This is a genomic window from Rhodococcus sp. ARC_M5 (assembly GCF_022810405.1).
GTDB lineage: Bacteria > Actinomycetota > Actinomycetes > Mycobacteriales > Mycobacteriaceae > Rhodococcoides > Rhodococcoides navarretei.
Window position 1 is genome coordinate 116,802 of the sequence record NZ_JALGQE010000013.1, and the last position, 25,430, is coordinate 142,231.

Genomic DNA, 25,430 nt, shown 5'->3' on the forward strand with positions numbered 1-25,430 from the left:
GACAAGCACTCATGACCGATCACGACAGCGCCTACGAGGGCCTCGTCGACGAGGACTCGCACGGGCAGTGGGCATTCGGGACGAGCTTCGACGATCCGCTCGCCGGCGTCGATACCACCGTTCCCGACGACGTCGACCTGAAAGCTCTTGCCGCATACTGCCTCATGCTCGGTGACGATGCGCTGATCAGCTCGCAGCGCCTCGCCGAGTGGAGCACTCGCGCACCGGAGCTCGAAGAAGAAGTGGCGCTGGCCAATGTCGGCCTCGATCTGCTCGGGCAGGCCCGGCTGCTGCTGGCCCGCGCCGCGAAAGCCGATCCGACGGTGGTGCCGGTCGTTTCGGCTACCTCGCCCGCACCCGCAGAGGATGCTCTCGCGTTCTTCCGCGACGACGCCGACTTCCGCAACGTTCGGCTCACCGAGCTCGACAACGGTGACTTCGCCAAATCTCAGGTGCGCCTGCTGGTGTTCTCGACGTGGCGGCTCGCTGTCTTCGCTCGCCTGCAGGAATCCCGCGATCCCGTTCTCGCCGCTGTCGCGAACAAGGGCGTCAAAGAACTGACCTACCACCGTGACTACGCGGCTCGATGGGTCGTCACCCTCGGTTGCGGAACCGACGAATCGAAGCGACGCGTCCACGAGGCCGTGACGCGCATCTGGCCGTACGTCTCCGAACTGTTCGTCCCGACGGACGAGGAGATCGCGCTGGCTGAGGTCGGTGTCGCCGTCGACCCACGCGACGTTCGCGAGGAGTTCGATTCCGTTCTGGCGCAGGTACTGCATGCAGCAGAATTGGATGCACCCGAGGGCAAGTCCGTCGGCACCATCGGCGGCCGAGGCGGTCGGCGTGGAATCCACACCGAGGCGTTCGGACCGCTGATCGCCGAGATGCAGGTCGTGGCGAGGGCCCATCCGGAGGGAGTCTGGTGACCACACTCGAGAAAACCGCACGCGAGATCGCCGCGACCGTCATGGACCCCGAGATGCCACTGCTCACCCTCGACGATCTCGGCGTCCTGCGCGACGTCGAGGTACGCGAGAACGGCAGTGTGCTCGTCACGATCACTCCGACGTACTCCGGATGCCCCGCGATGGCGACGATGCGCGACGATATCGCCCACAAGCTCCAGGATCACGGTTACGCGGATGTCGAGATCGTCACCAGCCTCTCCCCCGCGTGGAGTACCGATTGGATCTCCGAGGAGGGCCTGCGCAAGCTGCGCGAGACCGGTTACTCCACACCAGGACCGGCTCCCGCTCGCACCTCCGGCCCGGTTCCGTTGACCCTGACCGTGAAGCCGCGCCGAATCGACTGCCCCCAGTGCGGTTCCGCGAACACCCATCTCACATCCGAATTCGGCGCAACGCTGTGCAAAGCCCAGTACCGGTGCGACGACTGCCTCGAGCCCTTCGACCACGTGAAGGAAATCTGATGACCGTCACTGCCGAGTCGGAACTGAAGAACCTGCGCAACAAGCCCTTTCACACCCTGACGGTTGCTGACGTCGAATCCCTCTGCGACGACGCCGTAGCCGTCACGTTCGACGTGCCCGACCACCTCACGGACGAATTCGACTTCCGCCCGGGACAATCCCTGATGCTCAGCCGCACCGTCGACGGCGTCGAACATCGCCGCTCCTACTCCATCTGCGCTCCGGCCGGTGCGCGTCCCCGCGTCGGTGTCCGTGAGGTGAGCGACGGTTTGTTCTCCTCGTGGCTGGTCCACGAGGTCAAGGCCGGCGACCGCATCGACGTCCAGGGTCCGACCGGCACCTTTCATGCGGATCCCACCCAGGCCGGTAGGCACGTCCTGATCGCGGCCGGTTCCGGCATCACACCGATGCTGTCCATCGCTGCCTCCGTTCTTGCCAACCCGGACGCCGAAGTGGTTCTGCTGTACGGCAATCGGCGGACCCGGACCGTGATGTTCGCCGAGGAGATCGCGGACCTGAAGGACCAGTACGGTAGCCGGTTCGACGTCATTCACGTCCTGTCCAGGGAGCCGCGCGAGGTCGAACTGTTCAGCGGAAGACTCGACGCCGAACGACTGCGCGAGATACTCGACACCGTCGTCGCGACACCGGACATCGATCATTTCTGGCTGTGTGGCCCGTTCGGGATGGTCACCGATGCCCAGCAGGTCCTCGCAGACCTGGGCGTGGCCAAGAGCAGCGTTCACGCCGAGCTGTTCTACGTCGACGACGTACCCCCGCCGCAGGAGACGCACCGCGAGCCGGGGATCACCGGGCCCAGCAGTGAGGTCACGATCATCCTCGACGGCCGCGAGGTGAAAGGCGCACTGCCTCAGGACGAGTCGATCCTCGATTCGGCAGAGCAGCTGCGCTCGGATCTGCCGTTCGCATGCAAGGGCGGCGTGTGCGGCACGTGCCGCGCGAAGGTGACCTTCGGCGAGGTCGACATGCGCCGCAACTACGCGCTCGAGGACAACGAGGTCGACGCCGGCTTCGTGCTCACCTGCCAAACCTTCCCCGTCAGCGACACCGTCACCGTCGACTTCGACGCCTGAGACCACGAGAGAGCAATCATGACCAGCGTCTTGTCCACCCCGACCGACAGCCCCGACATCGAGCACGCCAGCCGCGACCGGATCTCGACGCTGCAGCTCGAGCGCCTGCGGTGGTCGCTGCAGCACGCCTACGACAACGTGGCGCACTACACGAAGGCGTTCGACGATGCCGGTGTACATCCCAGCGATCTGAAGGACCTGAGCGATCTGGCGAAGTTCCCCTTCACGTCCAAGCAGGACCTGCGGGCGAACTACCCGTTCGGCATGTTCGCCGTGCCGCAGAACCAGGTCTCACGCATTCACGCGTCCTCGGGCACCACCGGGCGACCCACCGTCGTCGGCTACACCGCCAAGGACATCGACAACTGGGCCGATCTCATCGCCCGCAGCCTTCGCGCGGGTGGCGTCAAGCCCTCCGACAAGGTGCACGTGGCCTACGGATACGGGCTCTTCACCGGCGGCCTCGGTGCCCACTACGGCGCAGAACGGCTGGGCTGCACGGTCATTCCGATGTCCGGTGGCATGACCGATCGACAGATCCAACTGATCCAGGACTTCGAGCCCGACGCCATCCTGGTCACCCCGTCCTACATGTTGACGATCGTCGACGCCATGGTGAAGAAGGGTATCGACCCCGCCTCGACGTCTCTGACGACCGGAGTGTTCGGTGCCGAGCCGTGGACCGAGGAGATGCGCACCGAAATCGAGAACACTCTGGCGATGGATGCCGTCGACATCTACGGCCTGTCCGAGGTGATGGGACCGGGTGTGGCGATGGAATGCGTCGAAACCAAGGACGGACTGCACATCTGGGAGGATCATTTCTACCCGGAGATCATCGACCCGGTGACCGGCGAAGTCCTGCCCGACGGCGAGGAGGGTGAATTGGTGTTCACTTCCCTGACCAAGGAAGCGATGCCGATCGTGCGGTACCGCACCCGGGATCTGACGCGTCTGCTGCCGGGCACGGCCCGCACGATGCGTCGGATGCAGAAGGTCACCGGCCGTACCGACGACATGATCATCCTGCGCGGCGTCAACCTGTTCCCGACGCAGATCGAGGAGCTCATCCTGGGTGTCCCCGCGCTCGCACCGCAGTTCCAGTGCGTGCTCGATCGCGCAGGCCGAATGGACAACCTGACGGTGCGGGTGGAGGCCAGACCCGATGTGCCGTCCGATCAGTACGCCGTTCTGGGCGTGACGCTGCAGAAGCTGGTCAAGAACCGGATCGGTGTGACGGTGAACGTCGACGTACTGCCGCAGGCCGCGTTGGAGCGTTCGATCGGTAAGGCCCGCAGGCTGATAGACAATCGCCCGGCCGTATGACATGAGCCCGGTGGCACAGGATTTCGAGCAATGGCGCGAGAACGTCTCGACGGCGTTCGTGCCGCTCGACGCTGTGTCCACCGGGCAGTCTCCGTTCCAGGGCACCCTGGTGTCGTCGACGTTGGGTTCGCTGCAACTGAGCGAGGTCGCGGGCCGCGAGGTGGACGTCCGCCGCACACGCGCCACCATCAAGCGCGCCGATCCCGGTCTGATCAAGGTCGGCCTGCAGTTGACCGGCCGCGGCACGCTGGTACAGAACGACCGAGAGGCCGTGCTGGAGCCGGGCGACTTCGCGGTGTACGACACCAGCGCCCCGTACGATCTTCATTTCGTCGGGGACTTCGAGATGTTCGTGGTGATGTTCCCGCGCGACGCGCTGCGCATCGATTCCCGTGAGTTGACGACCGTTGCGGCGCGGCGTATCGAGGGCGATCACGGCGTCGGCGCGCTTGTTTCGCCGTTTCTGTTCAATTTGCGCCGCAACGCCGCCGACGGAACTCTGCCGTCGACGCCGATGCTGGAGAACGCTGTCCTCGATCTGCTCTGCGCCGCTCTCGACGACGTAGCTCCCCACGAAGCACCGGGTTCGACACTGTTGATCGAGGCCAAGAGTCTCGTCGAGTCGCAACTGTCCGATCCCACGCTGTCCACGGCGTCGATCGCTGCGCGACTGCATATTTCGACGCGCTACTTGCAGAAGTTGTTCGAGTCCGACGGCCGCACGGTGGCCGGCTGGATCAGATCACGACGACTCGACCGATGCCACCGCGAACTCCGGGATCCACGCTTCACCGCAGACAGTATCGGAACCATCTGTGCGCGTAACGGTTTGATCGATTCCTCGAACTTCTCGAAGCTGTTCAAGGAGACGTACGGCGTGTCGCCGCGCGAGTATCGCGTCGGGTGAGGGCAGAGGTCGCCCTCACCCGACTACGAGTCACCTCCCGAGGATCAGATCCGAGGCCCGCTCACCCACCATGATCGACGGCGCGTTGGTGTTGCCCGACGGCACCGTGGGCATGATCGACGCGTCCGCGACCCGTAGCCCCTCGACGCCGCGAACCCGAAGGTCTCCTCCGACAACGGCATCGGCGTCCGACTCGGCTCCCATCTTGCAGGTGCCGACCTGGTGGTGGTACGTACCGGCGGTCTGTCGGACGTAGGCCCGTAGGTCGTCGCGAGTACGCGCACCCGGTCCCGGAACCACCTCCGCTTTGCGCCACGGAGCGAACGCGTCGGACGCACCGATCTCGCGGCAGATCTCCACCGCGTCGACCATCGCTTCGAGGTCGTACGGATCGGCCAGGATGTTCGGATCCGCCAGTGGCAGTTCACTCGGGTCCGTGGACGCCAACCGCAGGGTCCCCCGCGAGCGGGGAGCGACGATCCCAGGTGCGATGGTGTAACCGTTCTCGGGCACCGGGTATCCGTCTGCCGGATACGGAATGTGCATGAACAGGGGCTGCAGATCGGGTGCAGCACCGGACCATCCGGTGCTGCGTGCATACAGCTGCGCCTCGAGCAGATTGTTGGTGCCGGCGGCGAGCGGCTCGAGCGACTCGTAGATGTTGCTCAGCAGCAAATGGTCGTGCAGGTTCTCGCCGACGCCCGGCAGGTCGACGACTGTGTCGATTCCCAGTTCGGCCAGGTGCCCGGAAGGCCCGATTCCACTGAGCATCAACGTCTTCGGTGAGCCGAGAGCTCCGCCGCACAGAATCACCTCTTGATCGGCGAACGATCGCTCCAGCTCGGAACCGCCCCGGCTGAACTCGATTCCCACCGCTCGGCCGTTCTCGAGCACCACCCGGTGGACGAGCGCTCCGGTGGTGAAGGTCAGTCCAGGGTTGTCGAGCACCGGTCCGACGAAGCTCTTCCACGCGCTCATCCGCTCGCCGTCGCGGGTGGTGGTGTGGTTGTAGCCCGCACCGACCATCTCGTCGGCGTTGAAGTCGTCGATGAGCTTGTGCCCGTGCTCGACGGCCGCGTCGACGAAGGCTGCCGCCAGCGGATGCGGGGTACCCATGATCGACACCGGCAGTGGCCCGTCACCGCCGTGGAACTCGTTGGCACCGAGTTCGTGTGACTCCGAACGCTTGAACAGCGGCAGCACGTTCTCCCACGACCATCCGGCGTCACCGCTGGCCGATGCCCACCCGTCGTAATCGCTCGAATGCCCCCGGACGTAGATCATTCCGTTGAGAGACGAGCTGCCACCGAGGACGCGCCCGCGGGGCCAGAAGATCCGCCGATCGTTGGCATGCTTCTGCGGGGTCGTGAACAGTCCCCAGTCCTGCGGTCCGCCCAACAGCGTCGGCCAGCCCTGCGGTGAGTGGATGGCCGGATCGGTGTCCACGGGACCGGCCTCGATCACGTGGACGGTGTGTCCCGCGTCGAGGAGCCTTCTGGCGATGACGCTCCCGGCTGATCCTGCTCCCACTACGATGTAATCCGTCGACATGCGCTGTCTCTTTCTGTTGTGACCGTCGACACAACAGTGGTCGAATCCGCGTGCACAAACATGTCGCTGTGCGCACACATTCTGGGTCAGATGCGCACCATCGAGAGCGAGCGATCGGAGCGCCGTCAGAAGACCATCGGCGCCATTCCCAGAATCATCAACGCGGAACCTGCGGTCACTCGTCGTCCGGGCGGGCTCGTGCCCAACAGGTGGATCGTCATGGCCGTCCAAGCCACCAGAAGCAGCGCGGCGATGATCCTCGGATCCGTCTCGACTCCGTGCCGGTGCCGCGTGGACGCCTGCGGGTCCGCGTGGGAATGCATGGACGGCAGCATCATCAACAACACAGCCATGCAGGTCAGATCCACCGCGCACGGAATCGATCGAGTTCTGTTCGGCCGGTCTGCGGTGACGTGGACGGCAGCCGCAACGAGAGCGAGTATCGATATCAGCGCCACAGATGGGTCCATGCCGAACACCACCATGGCGGCCATGACGGTGCCCATGCACAGGTGAGCCCACCGGACCCGCCCCGTGTGGTTGCGGCGTCCGATCAGGGGAAGAACCGCTCCCACCGCACCGAGTGCCATCAGCACCGTCATGACCATCGGTGTCAGCCCGTCGGCTCTAGGTCTCGGCGGCTGTCCGCGGGGTTCCGTGCGGTCACTCGTGCCGTCACTGTTCCTCCCGCGAAGGACGCCGCGACGACGATCAACAGCAGGGCGGCGAGCACTGCCGAACCGCCGATGAGCAGCGTGAAGTTGTCCAGCACGAGGGCCAGGATCGCCACCAGCCCCACGGTTCCCAGGGCCGGGGCGACAACGGTGTGCCAGGTGCGGGTATCCACGGTCGATCGACGGAAGAACGCGATGATCGCGCAGCCGGTGAGGATCATCAGAACCAGAATGCTCACGGTGGCCAGTCCGGACATCCAGGTGAACAGTTCCAACACCGGGTCTGCACCTGCCAATGCGAAGACCACGAGAACCACAACTGCCGAGACGGTCTGGAACAGCGATCCCATGTGCGGGGAGCCGTGCCGAGAGTGGGTGCGTGCCAACATCGACGGGGCGACGCCCTTGCGGGCCAGTGCGAACACGTACCGTCCGATTGCATTGTGGAACGCCAGGAGTGCAGCGAAGAGACTGGTGACCAACATGATTTCCATGATGTCCGCAGACATGGGCCCCAGGTATTGGGCGGCAGCGGCGAAGGTCAGCCCCGCGGTGTCGTCGGCAGCGGCCTGCGCGACGGACGCACTGCCGAAGGCGAGCACGACGGCCCAACTCGACACCGCGTACACCAGTCCGATGGTGACGACGGCGGCGTAGGTCGCGATCGGAACGGTTCGCGTGGGGTTACGCGCCTCCTCGCCGTAGATCGCGGTGGCCTCGAAGCCGATGAACGAGGCGATGGCGAACATCAGAGCGATTCCTGGAGATCCGCTGAAGAAGGCCGAGGGAGTGAATGATTCGACGTCGATGCCGGCGGCGCCGCCCTTGGCGAACACCGCGACCGACAGGATCACGATGATGCCGATCTCGAGCACCAGCAGCACCCCGAGCACCTTGGCACCGAGATCGATGCTGCGGTAGCCGAGCAGCGCCACGATCGCGACGAGACCGAGCGCCCACAACCACCACGGCAGGTCGGATCCGCCGTACTTCACGACCAGGCTGTCGACGGTCGACGCGGCGAGGCCGTAGATCCCCGCTTGAATAGCGGTGTACGTCAGCAGCGCCAGACCCGCAGCACCGAGGCCCATGGTTCGGCCGAGCCCTTTCTCCACGTAGGCGTAGAACGCACCGGTGTCCACCATGTGCCGGCTCATGGCCGCGTAGCCGACGCTGAAGATCAGCAGGACGATCGCCGCGACGATGTAGGCGAGCGGAGCACCTGCACCGTTGCCGGTGGCGATCATGACCGGCAGAGCCCCGCCGATGGCGGTCAGCGGCGCGGCAGCCGCGATGACCAGGAACACGATTCCGACGACACCGATGGATCCACGCAGTGCGCCGGCCGTCGAATTCGGTTCGCTGTCAGACATTCTGCTCACCGCTCTCGCAGCTCGTGGCGGTGCAGTGCGCGGACGTGGTTCTCGGCACATCGAGGGTGGGGTTGCGATCGAAGAATCCTGAAGGCTTCAGTTTGAAGCCGGTGTAGTCCACCGGCATGATCGGCCAGTCCTCGGGGCGCGGGAAGTGGGTGAGCCCGAAGGTGTGCCACAGCACGATGTCCTCGTCGACGAGGCTGCGGTTTGCTTCGACGAACGCGGGCAGACCCGCTCCCCCATGATGCTGGTTGACGAAATCGCCTGCGGCATAACGTTCTTTCCGATCGAACTGCGTCACCCAGAGATGCTTGGTGGCGAACGTGGCGCGTCGTGCGATCGACGAGTTGTCGTCGGCGAGAAGCAGCGGCTGCCCCTCGGGGTGCAGCGTGTATCCGACGGGCTTTCCGAGCCGGCTCATCGAGGTCGGATTGGTGACGTGCCAGACGCGGCCGACCCTGCCGTCGGCGATGCGTTGCGCCTCGGCTTCGGTGGCGAGCGGTGTGTGTTGCAGAGCAAAGGCATTGCCGTGCAGGTTGTCCGGGCCCATCGACACTCGGCGGGTCTCGATCTCCTCGACGGAGTTGCCGATGCCGTCGACCATCATGTCGAGTCGCGCACTGAACAGGTGCTGGTGGCACGGCGCTCCGAGCCCCGGGGCGATCTCTGTCGCGTAGGGGTAGTCACCACCGGGATGCCCGGACGTGAACACGATTCCTGTTGCCTTGACCTCGAATTCGATGGTGCCGTCGAGGTACAGGTACCAGAAGAAGCCGTAGTCGTAGTTGCCGATGGTGGTGAAGAAGGAGATCACGAGTCGGCGCTGGCGGCGGGTCTCCTGCGAGCCCGACCACAGATCGGTGTGCTTCCACAGCACCCCGAAGTCCTCCTCGTGCATGCACACGGCATTGGTCAGCGTTTTCGGATTGCCGAATTCGTCGGCGATCACGGCATCGAAGTACGTGATGTCTCCGACGCAGTCGCAGCCGAGTTCGAGTGAGTTCGCGTACCGTCCCACCAGGTACTCACCGGTGTCGAAGTAGTTCTGCCACGACCGTACCGGCGACGGATCACCATAGGGCACAACCATTTCTGCGATCGAGGCGCGGTGGATGATCGGACGCACGGCACCCCCGTCCTCGAAGCCGATCTGGTGCAGCACCAGACCTTCACGCACGTCGAAGCCGACTCTGAACGACCACTTCTCCCAGTCGACGCGATTGCCTCGAACCGTGAAGCTCGGACCGTCGGGTTGGGTGATCTCGATCGGCTTCTGCGTAGTACGCAGCGGGCCGGTGACGGACAGATCGTCGAAATTGCCCGACTCCTCCGGGATCGGAACCGCACCCAGGTCGACGACCTTGTCCACCGTCCGATTCATCACGTCGACGAACGCGACCAGACCGTCGATGGGATGTGCCCAGGCATGATCGGTGGGGTAGTCCTGACGAAATGCCAAGCCGCGCAGTATGCGTCGACCATGCTCACCCGGGTAGTCGAACACCCCGGCAGACAACGGCGCAACTCGAACGTTGGCCACGTCCAGTCCACGGGCAGCCAGCGCGGCGAGCCAGTCCGGGTCGGTGGAGAGCACACTTTCGACGAGCTCGAATTCCTCGTCGAGCACCGGCATCTGGCCGTCACGGATCGCGTCGAGCCGAGTGGAAGCGATCACCTCGCGGTCGTCCAGCGATACCAGAAGGTCGACGGCATCGGGTGTAGAGATGTCGTGCAACAGCACCCGAAAGGCACGTCGGGTGGTCGGTTCGGCGACGTACAACTCGGCCTTGTCCGGTTCGTCGAGTCCGACGTAGACGAACCTGGTTGCGGCCGTGACGAATCCGGCGGCGTCGACGATGGCGCGAACCTGGGCGATCTCGTCTTCGGTGGGCAAGGACAAGGCGTGGTCGATTGCGTGGGGCGTGAGGGTTGGCATGGGTGTTCCTCGCGGTGTTGGGTATTGGTTCTACAGACGTTGAATAAAGAAGACCTGCGGAAGGGATGCGAGCAGCCCGCACACGGGGTGGCTACAGCTGAGCTATGAACCGGTCGAGCATCTCGAACTGCCGGTCGGCAGTGGTGTCATCGGGGGTGAGCACGCCGAGAATCTGCATGCCCATCATCATGTTGAGCAACATTTCGACGGCGAGATCGACATCGAAATCGCCGGCGTCACCTTCCGCGCGGGCCTGCTCGAGAAACTCCGCCATCCGCGTCCGCCACGACACCAGGGATCGATGGTTCGTATCGTCCATGTGCTCGTCGTACATCGCGCGCTGCCACAGCGACACTGCAATTCTCGCCTCGAGCAGCGTCTCTGCGGTCGTCGGCATCACTTCTCGACAGAAGATGCGGAGGGCATCAAATCCTGTTGCATCACCGAGAGCTTCGTCGATTCGGCGGTTCGTTGCCTCGAAGACGTGCTCGAATGCAGTTCGGAGGATCTCGTCCTTGCCCGCGAAGTAGTGGCTCAGCGCACCGTTCGTGTATCCCGCCTCGGTCGCGATGTCCCGCATGTTCGCGGCATCGATCCCCTTGGCAGCGATCAAACGCCAGGTTGCCGCGGTGATCGCGCGGCGGCGTTCGTCGTGATCCACGAGCTTCGGCACAGCCCTACGGTAGCGGCTCCCTGCTCGGACCTAGGGTTCGGGCATCGTCATCATCGCCTTCCGATTCGCTCGAACGTTGTTCTACGTCCGTTGAACTAAATCTTGCGACCTGTTCGTTACGGATCGCGTGTCCTTCGGTAAACACCGCGTTACCCCAGGTGAGCGGAACTTCGACCCCTGCTACGAAGTTCCGCTCACCTGCGTCAGCTCCTCACCTGCGAAGCTCTACAGAACGATCGTGACGACCTTCTCCTCGGTGTTGGCCTCGATGCCGGCCCATCCCAGCTCACGGCCGGTGCCACTGGTCTTCATGCCGCCCCACGGGAGTGCGGGATCGATTGCGGCCCAACCGTTCACCCACACCGCTCCAGAGCGCACCCGAGCCGCGAGAGTGTGGGCGCGCGAGACGTCACGGGTCCAGATGCTCGCGGCGAGTCCGTATACCGTGCCGTTGGCGATGGCGATGGCCTCGTCGGCCGTATCGAACGGAATCACCGTTCCGACCGGTCCGAAGATCTCCTCCTGGGCGATCTTCATGTCGTTGTTCGCGTCGGCGAAGATCGTCGGCTCGACGAAGTACCCGGCACCGTCGGGACGGCCGCCACCGGCTGCCACACGCGCTCCGCCGTCGCGTCCGGACTGGATGTACCCGAGGACGCTGTCCCGCTGCTTCGCGTTGACCAGTGCCCCCATCGTCGTCGACGAATCGAAAGGATCGCCCAGAACCTGGGCCGACGCCGCAGCGGCCAATCCGTCGACCACCTGCGAGTACAACGAGCGGTGCACCAGCACTCGCGTGCCGGCGGCGCACACCTGGCCCTGATTGAAGAACAGTCCCATCGCGGTCCCGTTGATCGCCGCTTCGAGATCCGCGTCCTCGAGAATGATCTGTGGGGACTTGCCGCCGAGCTCGAGAGTTGTTCGCTTGAACGTGTCGGCAGCTTTCTTCGCGATGAGCTTGCCGACCCGCGGGCTTCCGGTGAAGCTGATCTTGTCGACGTCCGGATGTCCGACCAAGGCGTCGCCGGTCACTTCACCTAGACCTGGAACGACGTTGACGACTCCGTCGGGTAGACCTGCCTCGTTCATCAGACGCGCCAGATGCAGGATGGACAGCGGGGCGTCCTCCGGTGGCTTGACAACGACGGTGTTTCCGGTGGCCAGCGCAGGCGCGAGTTTCCATGCCGCGATCATCAGCGGGGTGTTCCAGGGGACGATCATGCCGATCACACCAACGGGCTCACGAACGGTATAGGAGTGCGTCGGCTTCCCGAAGTAGCCTGCCGTCGGGATGGAGCTTCCGGTGATCTTGTCGGCCCAGCCGGCGAAGTGTCGGAAAGTGGCTGCGGCATTGGGAATGTCGAGCATGGCCGGCTGGCCGACCGGCTTACCGACGTCGAGGGCTTCGAGGCGAGCGAGGAGATCGCCGTCGCGCTCGATCAGATCGGCAATTCGGTTGAGCAGCTGACCGCGGACCACTCCGGGCGTCGCACCCCATTCGCCGCCGAGCTGGGCGCGAGCCGCTCGCACCGCAGCATCGACGTCCGATGCCGTGGCAGCAGCTACCTCGGCCAGTGGCTGTTCGGTGGTGGGGTTGATGTCGGTGAAGGTGCCTCCGTCGGATGCACCGCGCCACTGGCCCGCAATGTAGAGCTCGGTGGCGGTGCCGGTCGGCAACGACGGTGCGGCCGATTCTTGAACTGCGGTCATATTTCCAAGCTCCTTCTCGGGTGCCGATCGCGGCACCTGTCGCGTGTCCGGTCCAGACTGCGCCCGGACAGGCGAGAAGGTCTTGTGTGATCGCGCACACATTGTGCGACAGATGCGCACCGTCCTCCAGCCGATGCGGCGGCTGGATTCGTCGAACAGCCCGGCTCAGATCCCGAGTGACCCAGCCAGTGTCGGCCAACTCTTGGGCAACTGGTCCACCCAGTACGGCCACGAGTGGGTTCCGGTCTCGGTGAAGTCGAAGGTGGCGGGAATGTTCAGCTGATTCAGACGATCGGCCAGTCGATGGGTGCAGTAGTTCGCCCCCACCTCGATGATTCCGCCGATCACCACCACGTCCAAAGCTTCTACGGTATCGAAACTTTCGTACCGCCCCGGCGCTCCTGTGCCCACCGACACGTACACGTCGGTGCCGCGCAGGCTCTCGGCATTGACGACCGAATCGTGCTCCACCCATGCGGGATCGAGCGGGCCGCCCCACATGTTGTCGGCATTTCCGCCGAATGCTCCGACGATCGCGCGAATACTCGCCTGGCCCAACGGCTCCGACGACGCGAAGCAACCGCTGTACGACGCCACCCCGGAGTAGAGATCCGGGTTACGAGCGGCCAGCATCATGGCCGACTGCGCTCCCATCGACAGTCCCGCGATCGCGTTGCGTCCGTTCCCGTCCACGGCTGCGTCGATCAGCGGCGGGAGCTCCTCGGTCAGGAACGTCTCCCACTGGTATCGGCCGAGCTTCGGATCGTCCCGTTGCCAGTCGGTGTAGAAACTGCCCGGGCCGGCCAGCGGTAGTACGACGTTCACGTTCTTGTCGGCGAAGAATTCGGCCGCTCCACCCTTGCGTAGCCACATGCTGTTGTTCGGGTCTTCCTCACCGATTCCGCTGAGCATGTACAGCGTCGGCCGCGAGCCGGTCTGCACTGCCGGGGTGAGTACCTGGACGTCGACGACGGCACCCATGGCCGGCGATTCGACACTCAGAGTCCGCAGGGTGTCCGACGCGATCGACGTGTCGACGATCCGGGCGACAGGGGCATCAGGAGCGGCGGTCGCCACGGCCGTCGAGGACAAGGTCAAGGCTGCGACGACGACGAACGGGGTGAAGATGCGTCGACGACGCATGGCGATCCTCTCGGGGTTTGTCACAGTAAACGGGGAATCGACATGGAGCATTGCACAGCAACCAACCGGATGGAACGCCGAATATGCGAAGAAGAAATCCGGACCGACCGGCACTATGACAACCCCGCGTCGTACGGGCATTCCCCCTTCTTTTGAACGCTTTTCGGGCATCGAATCTGCGACGATCGATCGATTAGTCCACTAATAGTTAGTGCACGAAGAAGTTTGCGTAGCCTGGTCCCCGTGACCACCACCGAAGATCCGCTCGCGCTCGATCGCCAGGTCTGCTTCGCGCTCGCCGTCGCCAACCGTGCGGTGCTCGCGGTGTATCGGCCATTGCTCGAGCCGATGGGAATGACGCATCCGCAGTATTTGGTGATGTTGGCTCTGTGGGGAGAGTCGCCGATGTCGGTCAAAGCCATCGGATCGGCACTGCAACTCGACTCCCCCACTCTCTCGCCACTTCTCAAGCGTCTGGAATCGATGGGGCTGCTCACCCGCAATCGAAGCGTCGCGGACGAGCGCGTCCTGCTGGTCTCCCTCACCCCGGCCGGAGCCGCGCTGCGGACCGAGGCCGAAAAAATCCCACCCGCCGTCGTGTCGAAGCTCGGAGCGTCACTCGCCGAACTCGACGATCTACGACGCGTCCTCACCCGCGTCAACGACGCCGCCATCGCAGCAGGAGCACTGTCATGAACAAGAACCGCACCCGTCCGTCCCCCGGCCAATGGCTGGGGTACGCCGTCCTCGGCCGCAAACTCCCCGACGAGATGCAGGATTGGGTTCGACGCGACCTCGTCGGGCCGGGAGCGACACCGCGTCACATCCTGCGGTCGATGATTCCGTTCCTGCCGATCTTCATCGGATTCTTCGTTCTCTTCCCCGGCGCCATCTGGCTACGCGCCTCGATGGTGTTGCTCAGCCTGCTGCTCGCGCTGTTCTACACGGCGGCCTACATGGACCAGAACCGCGCCCGGCGCCTCGAGATCCACGGGCTGCCGGCCGATCTGAAGAGCCCGAAGAAGATGGCCGAGATGGAACGCGAGCGAGAGAACTACCGCCGCAATCACTGAGTGCCGCCACCCCCGAGGGCACTCGATGTCACGTTCGGTGGACTTTTCGGGGGGTCGATGTCACATTTGGTGGACTCGGCCGGGGGTAGGTCAGGACGGCGGTCGACCGTTGTTGCTCAGTCCGGCGGTGAAGTCGTCGATGATCATCGAGGCCAGGTCCCGGGTTTTGCGGTTGGAGTTCTGCGACAGTTCGGTCAGTTGGGTGAAGGCCGCGTCCGAGTCGATGCGATACACCGACATCAGGATTCCCAGTGCCCGGCCGATCGTTCCGCGGGTGTCGAGGGCTGCCCGCAGCGTCGAGGCCTGGTTGCCGCTTTCGACGAGGATCTGCTCGCGCATACGGGAGAGTTCGAGGTGTACCCGGACGCGGGCCACGAGTTCTCGATCCTGGAACGGCTTGACGATGTAGTCGTCGGCACCGCGGCCCAGGCCGTCGAGCACGAAGTCGGTTCCGGCTCGCGCGGTCAACAGGATCACCGGCACACGCTGCAGATCGGTGTCACGGCGGATGTCGTCGACCAGGTCCAGGCCACTACGCCCGGGGAGCATGACGTCGGTCAACACGATTCCCGGTGGCGTCGATCGAGCCAGGTCGAGTGCGATCTCGATATCGCGTGCGGTGGCGACCGTCCATCCTTCGCCGGTCAGTAGTCGCACGAGGTAGTCGCGCATGTCGACGTTGTCTTCGACGAGCAGGATGTCCGCTCGACCAGTAGTCGCCGTCGTCGATTCGTGGGCGGAAAAGATCGCGGACACCGAATCGGTGGGTGTTGCCGATCGTTCGACCCCCGTAGCGGCCTCGACGGGCACCCGCGGCACGACCACGGTGAACGTGCTCCCGACGGCCTCCTCGCTCTCCACGTCGATGCGCCCGTTCAAGGCCGTGATCAGGTCCGATACCAGCGCGAGGCCGATGCCGAATCCTTCGATACTGCGTGCGTCCGCGTGCTCGACTCGGTGGAACCGATCGAATATGAGCGACAGCTCGTCGGCGGGAATCCCCAGCCCGGTATCGGCGACCACGAGGCGGACGGTGTCGTTCTCGGCGTTCAGCCGCACCGATACCCGACCGGACGGGGTGTACTTGACGGCATTCGCGACCAGATTGAACACGATCTTCGACCACATCTCACCGTCGGTGAGCACGACGACGTTCTCGGGCGTATCGACGACGAGCTCGAGACCACTGTCCGACGCCACCGCCGCGAACAGCGTCGCGCAGTCGCGCGTCACCGCGGTGAGGTCGGTGGGTTCGAGTCGAGCCTCGAGTCGGCCCGCATCGGCAGTGACGACATCCAACAGATCGTCGACGAGTCGGCGCAGTCGCACCGCTGCGCGATGGACGACGTCGAGGGACTGTCGATCGGGTTCGCTCAACTGCGAGGACGCACTCTCGCGCACCGAGTCCAGTGGTCCGGCGAGCAGGGTCAGCGGCGTTCGGAACTCGTGGCCCACGGTCTCGAGCAACCGCGACTTCGCCGTATCTGCCTCGGCCAGCGCCACGACGCGTCGCCGCTCCATCTCGAAGGCCTGCGAGGCGGTCAGCGCAGTCGATACGCGTTCGGCCACCACTCCGCAGAACGACACGATCGAGTCGTCGACGACGCGATGTCCGTTGACACCGATCAGCAGGGCCCCGACCGGCTCGATCCGGCCCGCCATCGTCAGCGGCGTCACGACCGCTCGCGGCACGTTACCGACGACCTCCGTGACCTCGCAGGGGACCGATCCGTCGACCACCCGAACCACGTCTGCGTACTCCCACGTCGACGCCTCGCAGCCGGTGTCGCCGCTCGTGGCGATGTGTGTCAGCCGACCGTTCTCGGCCAGGTCCTCGCGCAGATAGGCCGCTACCAGCGGGAACTCACGGGGTTCGCTTCCGAGAACTTCCACGGCGGCGCGGGCGATGCCCGGTGGGCCGGTCCCGTCGCCCATGTCGAGCGACCCGAGCCGGAGCAACGCGTGCATCCGGCGTTCGCCCAGTACCTGCATCGTCACCTCGGTGGTGGCGACGAACACCCCGAGGACTGTCCGATTCGGACCGAAGATCGGACTGTACGAGAATGTCCAGTACGTCTCCTCGAGGTAGCCGTATCGCTCCAGGACGAACATCTGCCGAACACCGTGCACCGGCTCGCGACCGTCCACCACCTGCGCGCACAGTCCGCCGACGTAGTCCCACATCTCGGACCAACAGTCACTGGCACGCTGACCTGCAGCCTCGGGGAACTTCGCCCCGAGAAAGTTCGTGTAGGCGTGATTGAAGATCTGCACCAGATGCGGACCCCACCAGATCAGCATCGGGATTGTCGACGGCATGACTGTGCGCACGGCCGTCACCAGCTCGTACGGCCACTGGTCCACCGGCCCCAATTCGGTCGCCGTCCAGTCCAGCTCCCGGAACGTGGCGTCGGTGGCGTTGTCACCCGGAAACAGCTCGACAGGGCGGGCCGAACCGTCGTCGGGTCGTGCGGAGTTCATTGCCTCGTCCTTCGTAACCAGCGTTCCGCGGGAGTTCGGCGGTCGCAATCTCGGCATCGATAGTAGCCGAGCGCCAGGTATGCAGGCGTTTCGCTCATCCTCAGCGGGGGTACTGGGGCAAGCATGCCCTCCTCATCAAGTCTCCCGTACCCCCTGGGCGTCTCGCGTCTGTCGAACGACGGCGCAAACCTTGCCGTCTACTCGGAAACTGCGGACTCCGTGTCCGTGGTCGTACTGAACGACGACGGAACAGAGCGCAGTACAACGCCATTGACTCTGCGCACCGGTCACGTCTTCCACGATCTGGTTCCCGACGTGACGCCCGGTTCGCGGTACGGGCTACGCGTCGACGGCCCGTGGGATCCCGCGTCGGGACTGCGGCACAACGTGGCGAAGTTGCTGCTCGACCCGTACGCCACCGCCGTCACCGGCCAGGTCGACTGGAACGAGGCGGTCTTCTCGCATCTGCACGACGAGCCGGAGACCCGCAACGACGAGGACTCGGCCCCATACATGCCGTATTCCATTGCCGTGCAATCGAATTTCGATTGGGAGGACGACGAGTCGCCGCGGACACCGCTGGATCGAACCGTCGTCTACGAAGTGCATGTGAAGGGCTTCACCGCTACCAATCCCGATGTGCCCGAAGAGATTCGCGGTACCTATGCCGGCTTGGCCCACCCGGCCGCCATCGCCCATCTGAAGCGTATCGGGGTCACGGCAGTGGAGTTGCTGCCGATCCACCAGTTCGTCCAGGATTCGCACCTGCTCGAAGAGGGGCGACGGAACTACTGGGGCTACAACTCGGTCGGCTTCTTCGCGCCGCACAACGAATACAGCAGCAGCGGCGACACCGGCGGCCAGGTGGACGAGTTCAAGGCATTGGTCAAAGCTATGCACGACAACGGCATCGAGGTCATTCTCGACGTCGTCTACAACCACACCGCCGAGGGCAATCACCTCGGACCGACGCTCTCGCTCAAGGGAATCGACAACGGCTCGCACTACCGACTGGTCGACGACGACCGAAGTGCGTACTACGACACCACCGGCACCGGCAACAGCCTGAACGTCGGTCACCCCGCGGCCCTGGCACTGATCCTGGACTCGTTGCGCTACTGGGTGACCGAGATGCACGTCGACGGTTTCCGCTTCGACCTCGCGAGCACCCTGACTCGTCAGGACTCGGACCTGGACGTGCACAGCGCGTTCCTCAGCCTCGTCCATCAGGATCCGACGCTCGCCCCGGTCAAGCTCATCGCCGAACCGTGGGACACCCAGGGCTACCAGGTGGGCGGCTTCCCGGCCCGCTGGTCGGAGTGGAACGGTAAGTTCCGCGACGACGTCCGTGACTTCTGGCGCGGTGAGAGCGGCACGCTACCCGCACTTGCTCAGCGCGTCACCGGCAGCCCGGACGTCTACGAGAGCACCCGTCGACCCACGTTGGCCAGCGTCAACTTCATCACCGCACACGACGGCTTCACGTTGGCCGACCTCAACTCCTACGACGACAAGCACAACGAGGAGAACGGCGAGGACAGTCAGGACGGCGAATCCGACAACCGCTCGTGGGGTTGCGGAGCCGAGGGCCCGACCGACGACGAGGGAATCAATGCGCTGCGCGCCCGCCAGCAACGCAATCACCTTGCCACACTGCTGCTCTCGGCCGGCGTTCCGATGATCCTGGGCGGTGACGAACTGGGCCGAACGCAGAACGGCAACAACAACGCGTACTGCCAGGACAACGAGGTGTCCTGGTTCGATTGGAGCACGGCCGACCAGGATCTCATCGACTTCACCACCCACCTCATCGCGCTCCGTGACGAGCACCCGGCTCTGCGCCCCACGTGGTTCCGGCACGACAGCGATTCCGACGAAGACGGGGCCGGTCCCGATACGGTCGACTTCTACCGAGCCGACGGCCAGAAGCTGGCCGACGAGGATTGGGCGGACGGTAACGCACAGAGCATTCTGATTCTGATGCGTGGAGGCGACGGTGACGCAGCCTTCGCGTGGATGGTCAACAGCTCCTCTGCAACAGTGGAATTCACTCTGCCGGAGGGTAAGTGGAGTCAGTCGACCTCGAGTGACCCGGACCAGGCCTACGAGTCCGGTGGCCCGTCGATCCTGATCCGCGAGCATTCGTTCACGTTGCTGCAGGGCTGACCTGTCCACCGTTCGACAACACTGATTCCATCCCTCGGACTCGGACCGTCCGGCCCGCGCGATAGAACCGTCGGGCCGGACGCGAGCGCACGTGTGGGCGTACGAGATTCCCACTCGGGCCGATCAAGCGGCAGGCAGTACCTTCGTGAACAGCACGGCCCCGGTCCCGTCGCACAGATTGACGGTGAGTTCGCGCGAGTCCCCGTCGATGAGCACCTCACCGAAATGCTGAAACGAGTCGAGGGGTGACGCGTTCTGCTCCGGCGGCGCGTGCACGAACACTGCCTCCGGGCCGAAGGTGCCGTCCAAGTCGTTGGGACCGAACGCGCCTGCGTTGAGTGGCCCGCTGACGAATTCCCAGAACTCGCGGAATTCCTGGTAGGCGGCTCGTTCCGGCGAATAGTGGTGCGCTGCTGTGTAATGCACGTCGGCTGTGAGCCAGACGGTGCCGGTGACGTCGTTCCGGTCGATCGCGGTGAGCACCTGTGCGATGTCGGTCTCACGCCCCAGTGGCGCACCGGAGTCGCCGTTGCCGACGCCTTCCTGCGCGTCCTTCCCATCAGGCACGACGAGTCCGAGGGGCAGGTCGTTCGCGATGATCTTCCACGTCGCGGTGGAGCGGGACAGCTCGTCGATCAACCACTGACGCTGCGCCGAGCCGAGGATCTCCCCTGACGCAGCGGTGTTCGCACCGTTCGCGTCCTTGTACGTGCGCATGTCGAGGACGAAGACGTCGAGCAGCGGCCCGTACGCGATCTTGCGGTACACCCGGCCGTCGACGGCTTCCGTTGGCGCGATGGGCAACCACTCGTGAAACGCCTGCAACGCTCTCCGCGACAGCACGTCCACCTCTTTCACCGTGTATTGCTCGAGGTCGAGGATCTCACCGGGGTACCAGTTGTTGACGGTTTCGTGATCGTCCCACTGGACCATTTGAGCGACAGACGAATTGAAGCGGCGGTAGTTGTCGTCGGTGAGATTGTAGGCGTACTGTCCGCGGTACTCGTCGAGCGTCTCGGCGACCTTGGACTTGGCCTCGCTCATGGTGTTTCGCCAGATACGGCCGTCGGGAAGTGTCACGCGCTCCTCGAGCGGGCCGTCCGCATAGATGACATCGCCGCTGTGCAGGAACAGATCCGGCTGCCTGTCGGCCATCGCCGAGAAGATGGTCATACCACCGATATCGGGGTTGATGCCGTAGCCCTGGCCTGCGGTGTCGCCACCCCACAACAAGCGGATGTCGGATGGGCGGTCGGGAGCTGTGGAGAACACTCCGGTCACGGGTTCCGACGTCGCACCGTCCTCGCCCTCGAGCGTGACACGATAGTGAACCTTCTGTCCCGCAGGCAATCCGGTGAGGCGCAGCACTCCCGTGCCGTCGGACTGCGGGGTCAGCAGTGGCCCGCGCATCGTCGACACCGAGGAGAACGAGTCCGTCGCGGACGTGTCGACGATCATCGTCGCCGGAGTATCGGAACGTGCCCACACCAGCGCTCCGTCGGCACGCACATCACCGCTGGCGACTCCGTGTGTCAGTATCGGCCGGGCGCGAACCAACGCCGGGCTGCACGCCAGCACCGGCGTGGCAGCGGCACCGAGAGCGGCATATCTGAGAAGGGATCGACGGGTGAGCTGCATGCCGTCCACCGTCCAGCATCGACATGAACGGCTCGTAGCGCTCAGGCAGACAGCCGAGTGTGCGGCCACAGGGTCGGACAGACAACTTCCGAGCCCGACCCTGCGGCGCTACCTCGTCGAACCGTTACGACCGAAGAGCTCAGCTCACCCCGAGGCGCACGTCCGGCGCTCCGAGTCGTGCTGCATCGGCCGTGTCGTCGTCGGGCTGCTGCTGTGAATCCCGTTCTGCCAGAACACGAAGCCGGTAGTGCTCGATCTCCTCGGCCACATGCTGATCATCCCAGCCGAGGATCGGCGCAACCAGTCGAGCCACCTCTTCGGCCGCCGCTTCACCACGATCGGGTACCTCGATGGAGATGCGGGTGCGTCGGGTCAGGATGTCGTCGAGGTGTTGTGCGCCCTCGTGACTGGCGGCATAGACCACCTCTGCCTTGAGGTACTCCGGCGCGCTCTCCAAAGGCTTACCGAGCTCGGGATCGGCGTCGATCATCTCCAACAGTTCACCCATCAAAGTGCCGTACCGACCGAGCAGGTGCTCGACGCGTGAGACGCGCATACCGGTGCGTTCGGCCGTCAGATTGCGCGAGTTGAACGCACCGAGGTAACCGTCGGCACCGACGAGCGGAATGTCCTCGGTGACGCACTTCGGTACCGTCCGCTCGAGTCCGTGCACCGCGGAATCGACTGCGTCCTTGGCCATCACGCGATAGGTGGTGTACTTGCCACCGGCAATCACCGTCAGCCCTCGTACCGGGCTGGACACTGCATGCTCACGGGAGAGAGTGCTGGTGGAATCGGATTCGCCGAACAGCAACGGTCGCAGTCCGGCGTACACACCGACGACATCGGTGCGGTCCAACGGATCGGCGAGCAACTTGTTCACGTGGCCCAGGATGTAGTCGATATCGCTCTGGCTCGCGGCCGGATGAGCCAGATCGAGCTTCCAGTCGGTATCGGTGGTGCCGATGATCCAGTGACTGCCCCACGGGATGACGAACAGCAGACTCTTCTCGGTACGCGTGATGATGCCGGTGGCACTGTTGATGCGATTGCGCGGTACCACCAGGTGCACGCCCTTGGACGCGCGAACCTGGAATTGTCCACGGCCACCGACCATCTGCTGCACCTCGTCGGTCCAGACACCGGCCGCATTGATGACCTGCTTGGCCCGGACCTCGAAGGAGCGGCCCGTTTCGAGATCGCTGGCCACGACGCCGACAACCTTGTCGTCCTCCCTGAGGAATCCCGTGACGCGAGTGCTGTTGGCGCACAACGCGCCGTAGGCAGCTGCGGTACGAGCGAGCATCATCGTGTGCCGTGCGTCGTCGACCTGACCCTCGTAGAACTTCACCGCACCGCGAATCGCCGAGCGCTTGCCGGACGGGAAGGACTCGAGCGTCTTCTTCTTGCCGAGGTGCTTGTGGTGGCTCGGCACGCCGCGTCCGGCACCCATGACGTCGTACACGCCGATGCCGAGCCCGACGTACGGACGGTCGATCGCCTTCTCGAGCGGGTAGATGAACGACACCGGGCGAGCGAGGTGCGGGCACAGCTTGTTCAGCACCAGCGATCGCTCCTTGAGCGCCTCGAACACCAACGCGAAGTTGAACTGCTCGAGGTACCGCAGACCGCCGTGGAACAGCTTGCTCGAGCGGCTGGATGTGCCGGCCGCGTAATCACGCGCTTCGAGCAGACCGACCTTCAGTCCGCGCGTCACGGCATCGAGTGCGGTGCCCGCTCCGACGACGCCGCCGCCGATCACCAGGATGTCGAGCTCTTCGGCCTCCATCCGCGACAACGCATCCGCTCGTGCCTGTGGACTCAGAACCGGTGTGCTGGAACTCATTCTTCATCAACCCAATCGAGAGTACGTGTTACTGCCTTCTTCCAGCCGGCGTACAACTTTGCCCGCTGGTCTTCGTCCATGGACGGGGTCCATGTCTTGTCCTCGGCCCAGTTCTCGCGAATATCGTCTTCGCTCTCCCAATAGCCTACGGCGAGTCCGGCAGCGTATGCCGCTCCGAGAGCAGTGGTTTCGGCCACGACGGGCCGCACCACCTTCACATTGAGGATGTCGGACTGGAACTGCATCAGCAGTTCGTTGACGACCATTCCGCCGTCGACCTTGAGCACCTCGAGATCGACACCGGAGTCGGCGTTCATGGCCTCGATGACCTCACGCGTCTGGTACGCGGTGGCCTCGAGCACGGCACGGGCCAGGTGGCCCTTGTTGACGAAGCGCGTCAGTCCCACGATGGCACCGCGGGCGTCCGCTCGCCAGTGCGGAGCGAAGAGGCCGGAGAATGCAGGCACGAAGTACGCGCCACCGTTGTCGTCCACCGACCGTGCGTCGGTCTCGATGTCGGCGGCCGAGGAGATCATGCCCAGGTTGTCGCGCAGCCACTGCACCAACGAACCCGTCACGGCGATGGAACCTTCGAGTGCGTACACCGTCGGTTGGTCGCCGATCTTGTAGCAGACCGTGGTCAGCAGGCCGTTCTTGCTCATGACTTTTTCGGTGCCGGTGTTGAGCAGCACGAAATTGCCTGTGCCGTAGGTGTTCTTGGCCTCACCGGGAGACAGGCAGGCCTGCCCGAACGTTGCTGCCTGCTGATCGCCGAGGATGCCGGAGATCGGCACTCCGCGGAACGGACCGCGCTCGCGGCCGGTGCCGTACACCTCGGAACTCGAGCGGATCTCGGGCATCATCGACATCGGGATGCCCATGTCTGCACAGATACCCTCGTCCCACTGCAGGGTGTCGAGATCCATCAGCAGGGTGCGCGAGGCATTGGTCGGATCGGTGTAGTGCAGTCCGCCGTCGGTACCGCCGGTCATGTTCCACAGCACCCACGTGTCCATGTTGCCGAAACACAGTTCTCCCGCTTCGGCTTTCGCTCGTGCGCCGTCGACGTTGTCGAGGATCCACTTGATCTTGGGGCCGGAGAAGTAGGTGGCAAGAGGCAGGCCGGTCTTGGCGGTGTACTTGTTGGCGTCGCCCCCACCGAGGGCGGTGGCGATGCGATCGGTACGGGTGTCCTGCCAGACGATGGCGTTGTAGATCGGCTTGCCCGTCGCGCGCTCCCACACCAGCGCCGTCTCACGTTGGTTGGTGATACCGACAGCGGCGATGTCCTCGCGCGTCAGATCCGCAGCAGCCATGGCACCGGCCGCGACGGCACGCACGTTGTCCCAGATCTCCGACGCGTCGTGCTCGACCCATCCGGCCTGCGGGAAGATCTGCTGGTGTTCCTTCTGATCGACCGCGACGACGGCACCCGCGTGATCGAAGATCATGCAGCGTGAAGACGTGGTTCCCTGATCGATCGCGGCGACGTACTTTCCTGCGAACTCGGTCATGGCTTCTCTCCTGTGGTCTGGGTGTCTGCTGGGAGTCGTGAGGGCGGCTCGGGCGTCGAACCTTCTTCTTTGCGGAGGTTCCTACCGATGAGCAAGTCGTACAGGATCACTCCTATCGGTCCGCCTACGAGAGGTCCGACGATCGGGACCCAGAAGTACAGGCCGCCGTATTGATCTCGCCAGGCTCCACCGTATCCGGTGATGTACGACGCCAGGCGAGGTCCGAAATCTCGGGCCGGATTGATCGCGTATCCGGCGTTGGTGGCCCATGCGAAGCCGATGGCGACGACGATGAGGCCGACGATCAGCGGAGCCATGTTGGCCATCGGTGCGGTACCGAGCGAATCGGTCACGGCCACAATGAGGAACAGCAGGATCGCCGTGCCGATGATCTGATCGATCAGCGCCGAGGACACGCTGACGGGCAACGTTCCGTTTCCGGGAAGCGTCGAGAAGATCGTCTGAGTGGCCGTGGTGTGCCCGGGGTCCACTGCGTTGATCATGTCGTTGTAGTTCCAGCGGACCAGCAGTGCGGCCACGAAGGCACCTGCGGTCTGCGCGAGAACGTAGGGCGCAACCATCTTCCAGCTGAAGCCGCGGAAGAGTGCGAACGCGATGGTGACCGCGGGATTGAGGTGCGCGCCGGTGATACGGCCCGCGACGTAGATGCCGAACATCACGCCCAGCCCCCAGGCCCAGGCGATCGAATCGTGGTCTCCGAGACTCCCCGATTCACCGCCCGAGACCACCTGCGCGACGACGCCGACGCCGACGCCGAACAGAATGAGAATCATGGTTCCGGCGAACTCGGCAGCCATGTGCGCCGGCAGTCCCCATTCCGGTTCCTTACGAGCCATTGTGTAGCCTCCGCAAAGTTGGTGATGCACGCC

General features: G+C 64.4%; 20 protein-coding genes. 8 read left to right on the forward strand and 12 right to left on the reverse strand.

Annotation, left to right across the window (positions count from 1 at the left end):
- Window positions 1-11: 11 nt before the first annotated feature.
- From paaC to MTX34_RS19245, 5 genes are read left to right on the forward strand one after another with little or no spacing between them, the layout of a single operon-like run.
- Window positions 12-929, forward strand: a complete 918-nt coding sequence (paaC, locus tag MTX34_RS19225; RefSeq protein WP_243610452.1) for a 1,2-phenylacetyl-CoA epoxidase subunit PaaC — start codon at window positions 12-14, stop codon at window positions 927-929.
- A gap of 41 nt (window positions 930-970) precedes the next feature.
- A complete protein-coding gene (gene paaD / locus MTX34_RS19230; RefSeq protein WP_243610471.1) occupies window positions 971-1,432 on the forward strand; it encodes a 1,2-phenylacetyl-CoA epoxidase subunit PaaD in 462 nt (153 codons plus the stop codon).
- Entirely contained in the window at window positions 1,432-2,526 is a 1,095-nt protein-coding gene (paaE, locus tag MTX34_RS19235; RefSeq protein ID WP_243610453.1) for a 1,2-phenylacetyl-CoA epoxidase subunit PaaE, read from the forward strand. Before paaD ends, paaE begins: the two co-directional genes overlap by 1 nt.
- Window positions 2,527-2,544: 18 nt before the next feature.
- A complete protein-coding gene (gene paaK, locus MTX34_RS19240) occupies window positions 2,545-3,852 on the forward strand; it encodes a phenylacetate--CoA ligase PaaK (RefSeq protein WP_243594358.1) in 1,308 nt (435 codons plus the stop codon).
- A 1-nt stretch (window position 3,853) separates the two neighbouring features.
- Window positions 3,854-4,759: a helix-turn-helix domain-containing protein gene (locus MTX34_RS19245; protein ID WP_243610454.1), complete on the forward strand. Its 906-nt coding sequence runs from the start codon at window positions 3,854-3,856 to the stop codon at window positions 4,757-4,759.
- Window positions 4,760-4,789: 30 nt separating this feature from the next.
- Here the strand turns inward: MTX34_RS19245 and MTX34_RS19250 are convergent, their stop codons facing one another.
- The 7 genes from MTX34_RS19250 to MTX34_RS19280 form a co-directional block, all read right to left on the reverse strand.
- Window positions 4,790-6,310: a GMC family oxidoreductase gene (locus tag MTX34_RS19250; protein WP_243610455.1), complete on the reverse strand. Its 1,521-nt coding sequence runs from the start codon at window positions 6,308-6,310 to the stop codon at window positions 4,790-4,792.
- 125 nt (window positions 6,311-6,435) lie between these two features.
- Window positions 6,436-6,912, reverse strand: a complete 477-nt coding sequence (locus tag MTX34_RS19255) for a DUF5134 domain-containing protein (RefSeq protein WP_243610456.1) — start codon at window positions 6,910-6,912, stop codon at window positions 6,436-6,438.
- A gap of 11 nt (window positions 6,913-6,923) precedes the next feature.
- Window positions 6,924-8,357, reverse strand: a complete 1,434-nt coding sequence (locus MTX34_RS19260; RefSeq protein ID WP_243610457.1) for an APC family permease — start codon at window positions 8,355-8,357, stop codon at window positions 6,924-6,926.
- Window positions 8,350-10,296, reverse strand: coding sequence for a primary-amine oxidase (locus MTX34_RS19265; protein WP_243610458.1), 1,947 nt, complete (start codon window positions 10,294-10,296; stop codon window positions 8,350-8,352). Before MTX34_RS19265 ends, MTX34_RS19260 begins: the two co-directional genes overlap by 8 nt.
- Before the next feature lie 91 nt (window positions 10,297-10,387).
- Entirely contained in the window at window positions 10,388-10,957 is a 570-nt protein-coding gene (locus MTX34_RS19270; protein WP_243610472.1) for a TetR/AcrR family transcriptional regulator, read from the reverse strand.
- Between the two features lie 237 nt (window positions 10,958-11,194).
- Entirely contained in the window at window positions 11,195-12,679 is a 1,485-nt protein-coding gene (gene styD / locus MTX34_RS19275) for a phenylacetaldehyde dehydrogenase StyD (protein ID WP_243610459.1), read from the reverse strand.
- A gap of 165 nt (window positions 12,680-12,844) precedes the next feature.
- On the reverse strand, window positions 12,845-13,822 hold the full coding sequence (locus MTX34_RS19280) for an alpha/beta hydrolase family protein (protein ID WP_243594366.1): 978 nt from the start codon (window positions 13,820-13,822) through the stop codon (window positions 12,845-12,847).
- 243 nt (window positions 13,823-14,065) lie between these two features.
- Here MTX34_RS19280 and MTX34_RS19285 point away from each other — a divergent pair, with 243 nt between their 5' ends.
- Window positions 14,066-14,518, forward strand: coding sequence for a MarR family winged helix-turn-helix transcriptional regulator (locus MTX34_RS19285; protein ID WP_243610460.1), 453 nt, complete (start codon window positions 14,066-14,068; stop codon window positions 14,516-14,518).
- On the forward strand, window positions 14,515-14,895 hold the full coding sequence (locus tag MTX34_RS19290; protein WP_243610461.1) for a DUF5313 family protein: 381 nt from the start codon (window positions 14,515-14,517) through the stop codon (window positions 14,893-14,895). The genes MTX34_RS19285 and MTX34_RS19290 overlap by 4 nt, the downstream gene beginning before the upstream one ends.
- A gap of 90 nt (window positions 14,896-14,985) precedes the next feature.
- Here the strand turns inward: MTX34_RS19290 and MTX34_RS19295 are convergent, their stop codons facing one another.
- Complete coding sequence (locus MTX34_RS19295; RefSeq protein WP_243610462.1) at window positions 14,986-17,376, reverse strand: ATP-binding protein; 2,391 nt, start codon at window positions 17,374-17,376, stop codon at window positions 14,986-14,988.
- 123 nt (window positions 17,377-17,499) lie between these two features.
- On the opposite strand from MTX34_RS19295, the gene glgX reads away from it, so the two are divergent.
- On the forward strand, window positions 17,500-19,542 hold the full coding sequence (gene glgX / locus MTX34_RS19300) for a glycogen debranching protein GlgX (RefSeq protein ID WP_243610463.1): 2,043 nt from the start codon (window positions 17,500-17,502) through the stop codon (window positions 19,540-19,542).
- A 123-nt stretch (window positions 19,543-19,665) separates the two neighbouring features.
- On the opposite strand, the gene MTX34_RS19305 is transcribed toward glgX, so the two are convergent.
- From MTX34_RS19305 to MTX34_RS19320, 4 genes are all read right to left on the reverse strand, one after another.
- Complete coding sequence (locus tag MTX34_RS19305) at window positions 19,666-21,180, reverse strand: alkaline phosphatase (RefSeq protein WP_243610464.1); 1,515 nt, start codon at window positions 21,178-21,180, stop codon at window positions 19,666-19,668.
- A 139-nt stretch (window positions 21,181-21,319) separates the two neighbouring features.
- The gene (locus MTX34_RS19310; RefSeq protein ID WP_243610465.1) at window positions 21,320-23,026 is read right to left on the reverse strand and encodes a glycerol-3-phosphate dehydrogenase/oxidase; all 1,707 of its coding nucleotides are present in this window, start codon (window positions 23,024-23,026) and stop codon (window positions 21,320-21,322) included.
- A complete protein-coding gene (glpK, locus tag MTX34_RS19315) occupies window positions 23,023-24,540 on the reverse strand; it encodes a glycerol kinase GlpK (protein WP_243594372.1) in 1,518 nt (505 codons plus the stop codon). Before glpK ends, MTX34_RS19310 begins: the two co-directional genes overlap by 4 nt.
- Window positions 24,537-25,397, reverse strand: a complete 861-nt coding sequence (locus MTX34_RS19320) for an MIP/aquaporin family protein (RefSeq protein WP_243610466.1) — start codon at window positions 25,395-25,397, stop codon at window positions 24,537-24,539. The genes glpK and MTX34_RS19320 overlap by 4 nt, the downstream gene beginning before the upstream one ends.
- Window positions 25,398-25,430: the final 33 nt, after the last annotated feature.

Coding starts and splice junctions, on each gene's coding strand:
- paaC (WP_243610452.1), top strand. CDS start 12: ATGACCGATCACGACAGCGCCTACGAGGGCCTCGTCGACGAGGACTCG.
- paaD (WP_243610471.1), top strand. CDS start 971: ATGGACCCCGAGATGCCACTGCTCACCCTCGACGATCTCGGCGTCCTG.
- paaE (WP_243610453.1), top strand. CDS start 1,432: ATGACCGTCACTGCCGAGTCGGAACTGAAGAACCTGCGCAACAAGCCC.
- paaK (WP_243594358.1), top strand. CDS start 2,545: ATGACCAGCGTCTTGTCCACCCCGACCGACAGCCCCGACATCGAGCAC.
- MTX34_RS19245 (WP_243610454.1), top strand. CDS start 3,854: ATGAGCCCGGTGGCACAGGATTTCGAGCAATGGCGCGAGAACGTCTCG.
- MTX34_RS19250 (WP_243610455.1), bottom strand. CDS start 6,310: ATGTCGACGGATTACATCGTAGTGGGAGCAGGATCAGCCGGGAGCGTC.
- MTX34_RS19255 (WP_243610456.1), bottom strand. CDS start 6,912: ATGACGGTGCTGATGGCACTCGGTGCGGTGGGAGCGGTTCTTCCCCTG.
- MTX34_RS19260 (WP_243610457.1), bottom strand. CDS start 8,357: ATGTCTGACAGCGAACCGAATTCGACGGCCGGCGCACTGCGTGGATCC.
- MTX34_RS19265 (WP_243610458.1), bottom strand. CDS start 10,296: ATGCCAACCCTCACGCCCCACGCAATCGACCACGCCTTGTCCTTGCCC.
- styD (WP_243610459.1), bottom strand. CDS start 12,679: ATGACCGCAGTTCAAGAATCGGCCGCACCGTCGTTGCCGACCGGCACC.
- MTX34_RS19280 (WP_243594366.1), bottom strand. CDS start 13,822: ATGCGTCGTCGACGCATCTTCACCCCGTTCGTCGTCGTCGCAGCCTTG.
- MTX34_RS19290 (WP_243610461.1), top strand. CDS start 14,515: ATGAACAAGAACCGCACCCGTCCGTCCCCCGGCCAATGGCTGGGGTAC.
- MTX34_RS19295 (WP_243610462.1), bottom strand. CDS start 17,376: ATGAACTCCGCACGACCCGACGACGGTTCGGCCCGCCCTGTCGAGCTG.
- glgX (WP_243610463.1), top strand. CDS start 17,500: ATGCCCTCCTCATCAAGTCTCCCGTACCCCCTGGGCGTCTCGCGTCTG.
- MTX34_RS19305 (WP_243610464.1), bottom strand. CDS start 21,180: ATGCAGCTCACCCGTCGATCCCTTCTCAGATATGCCGCTCTCGGTGCC.
- MTX34_RS19310 (WP_243610465.1), bottom strand. CDS start 23,026: ATGAGTTCCAGCACACCGGTTCTGAGTCCACAGGCACGAGCGGATGCG.
- glpK (WP_243594372.1), bottom strand. CDS start 24,540: ATGACCGAGTTCGCAGGAAAGTACGTCGCCGCGATCGATCAGGGAACC.
- MTX34_RS19320 (WP_243610466.1), bottom strand. CDS start 25,397: ATGGCTCGTAAGGAACCGGAATGGGGACTGCCGGCGCACATGGCTGCC.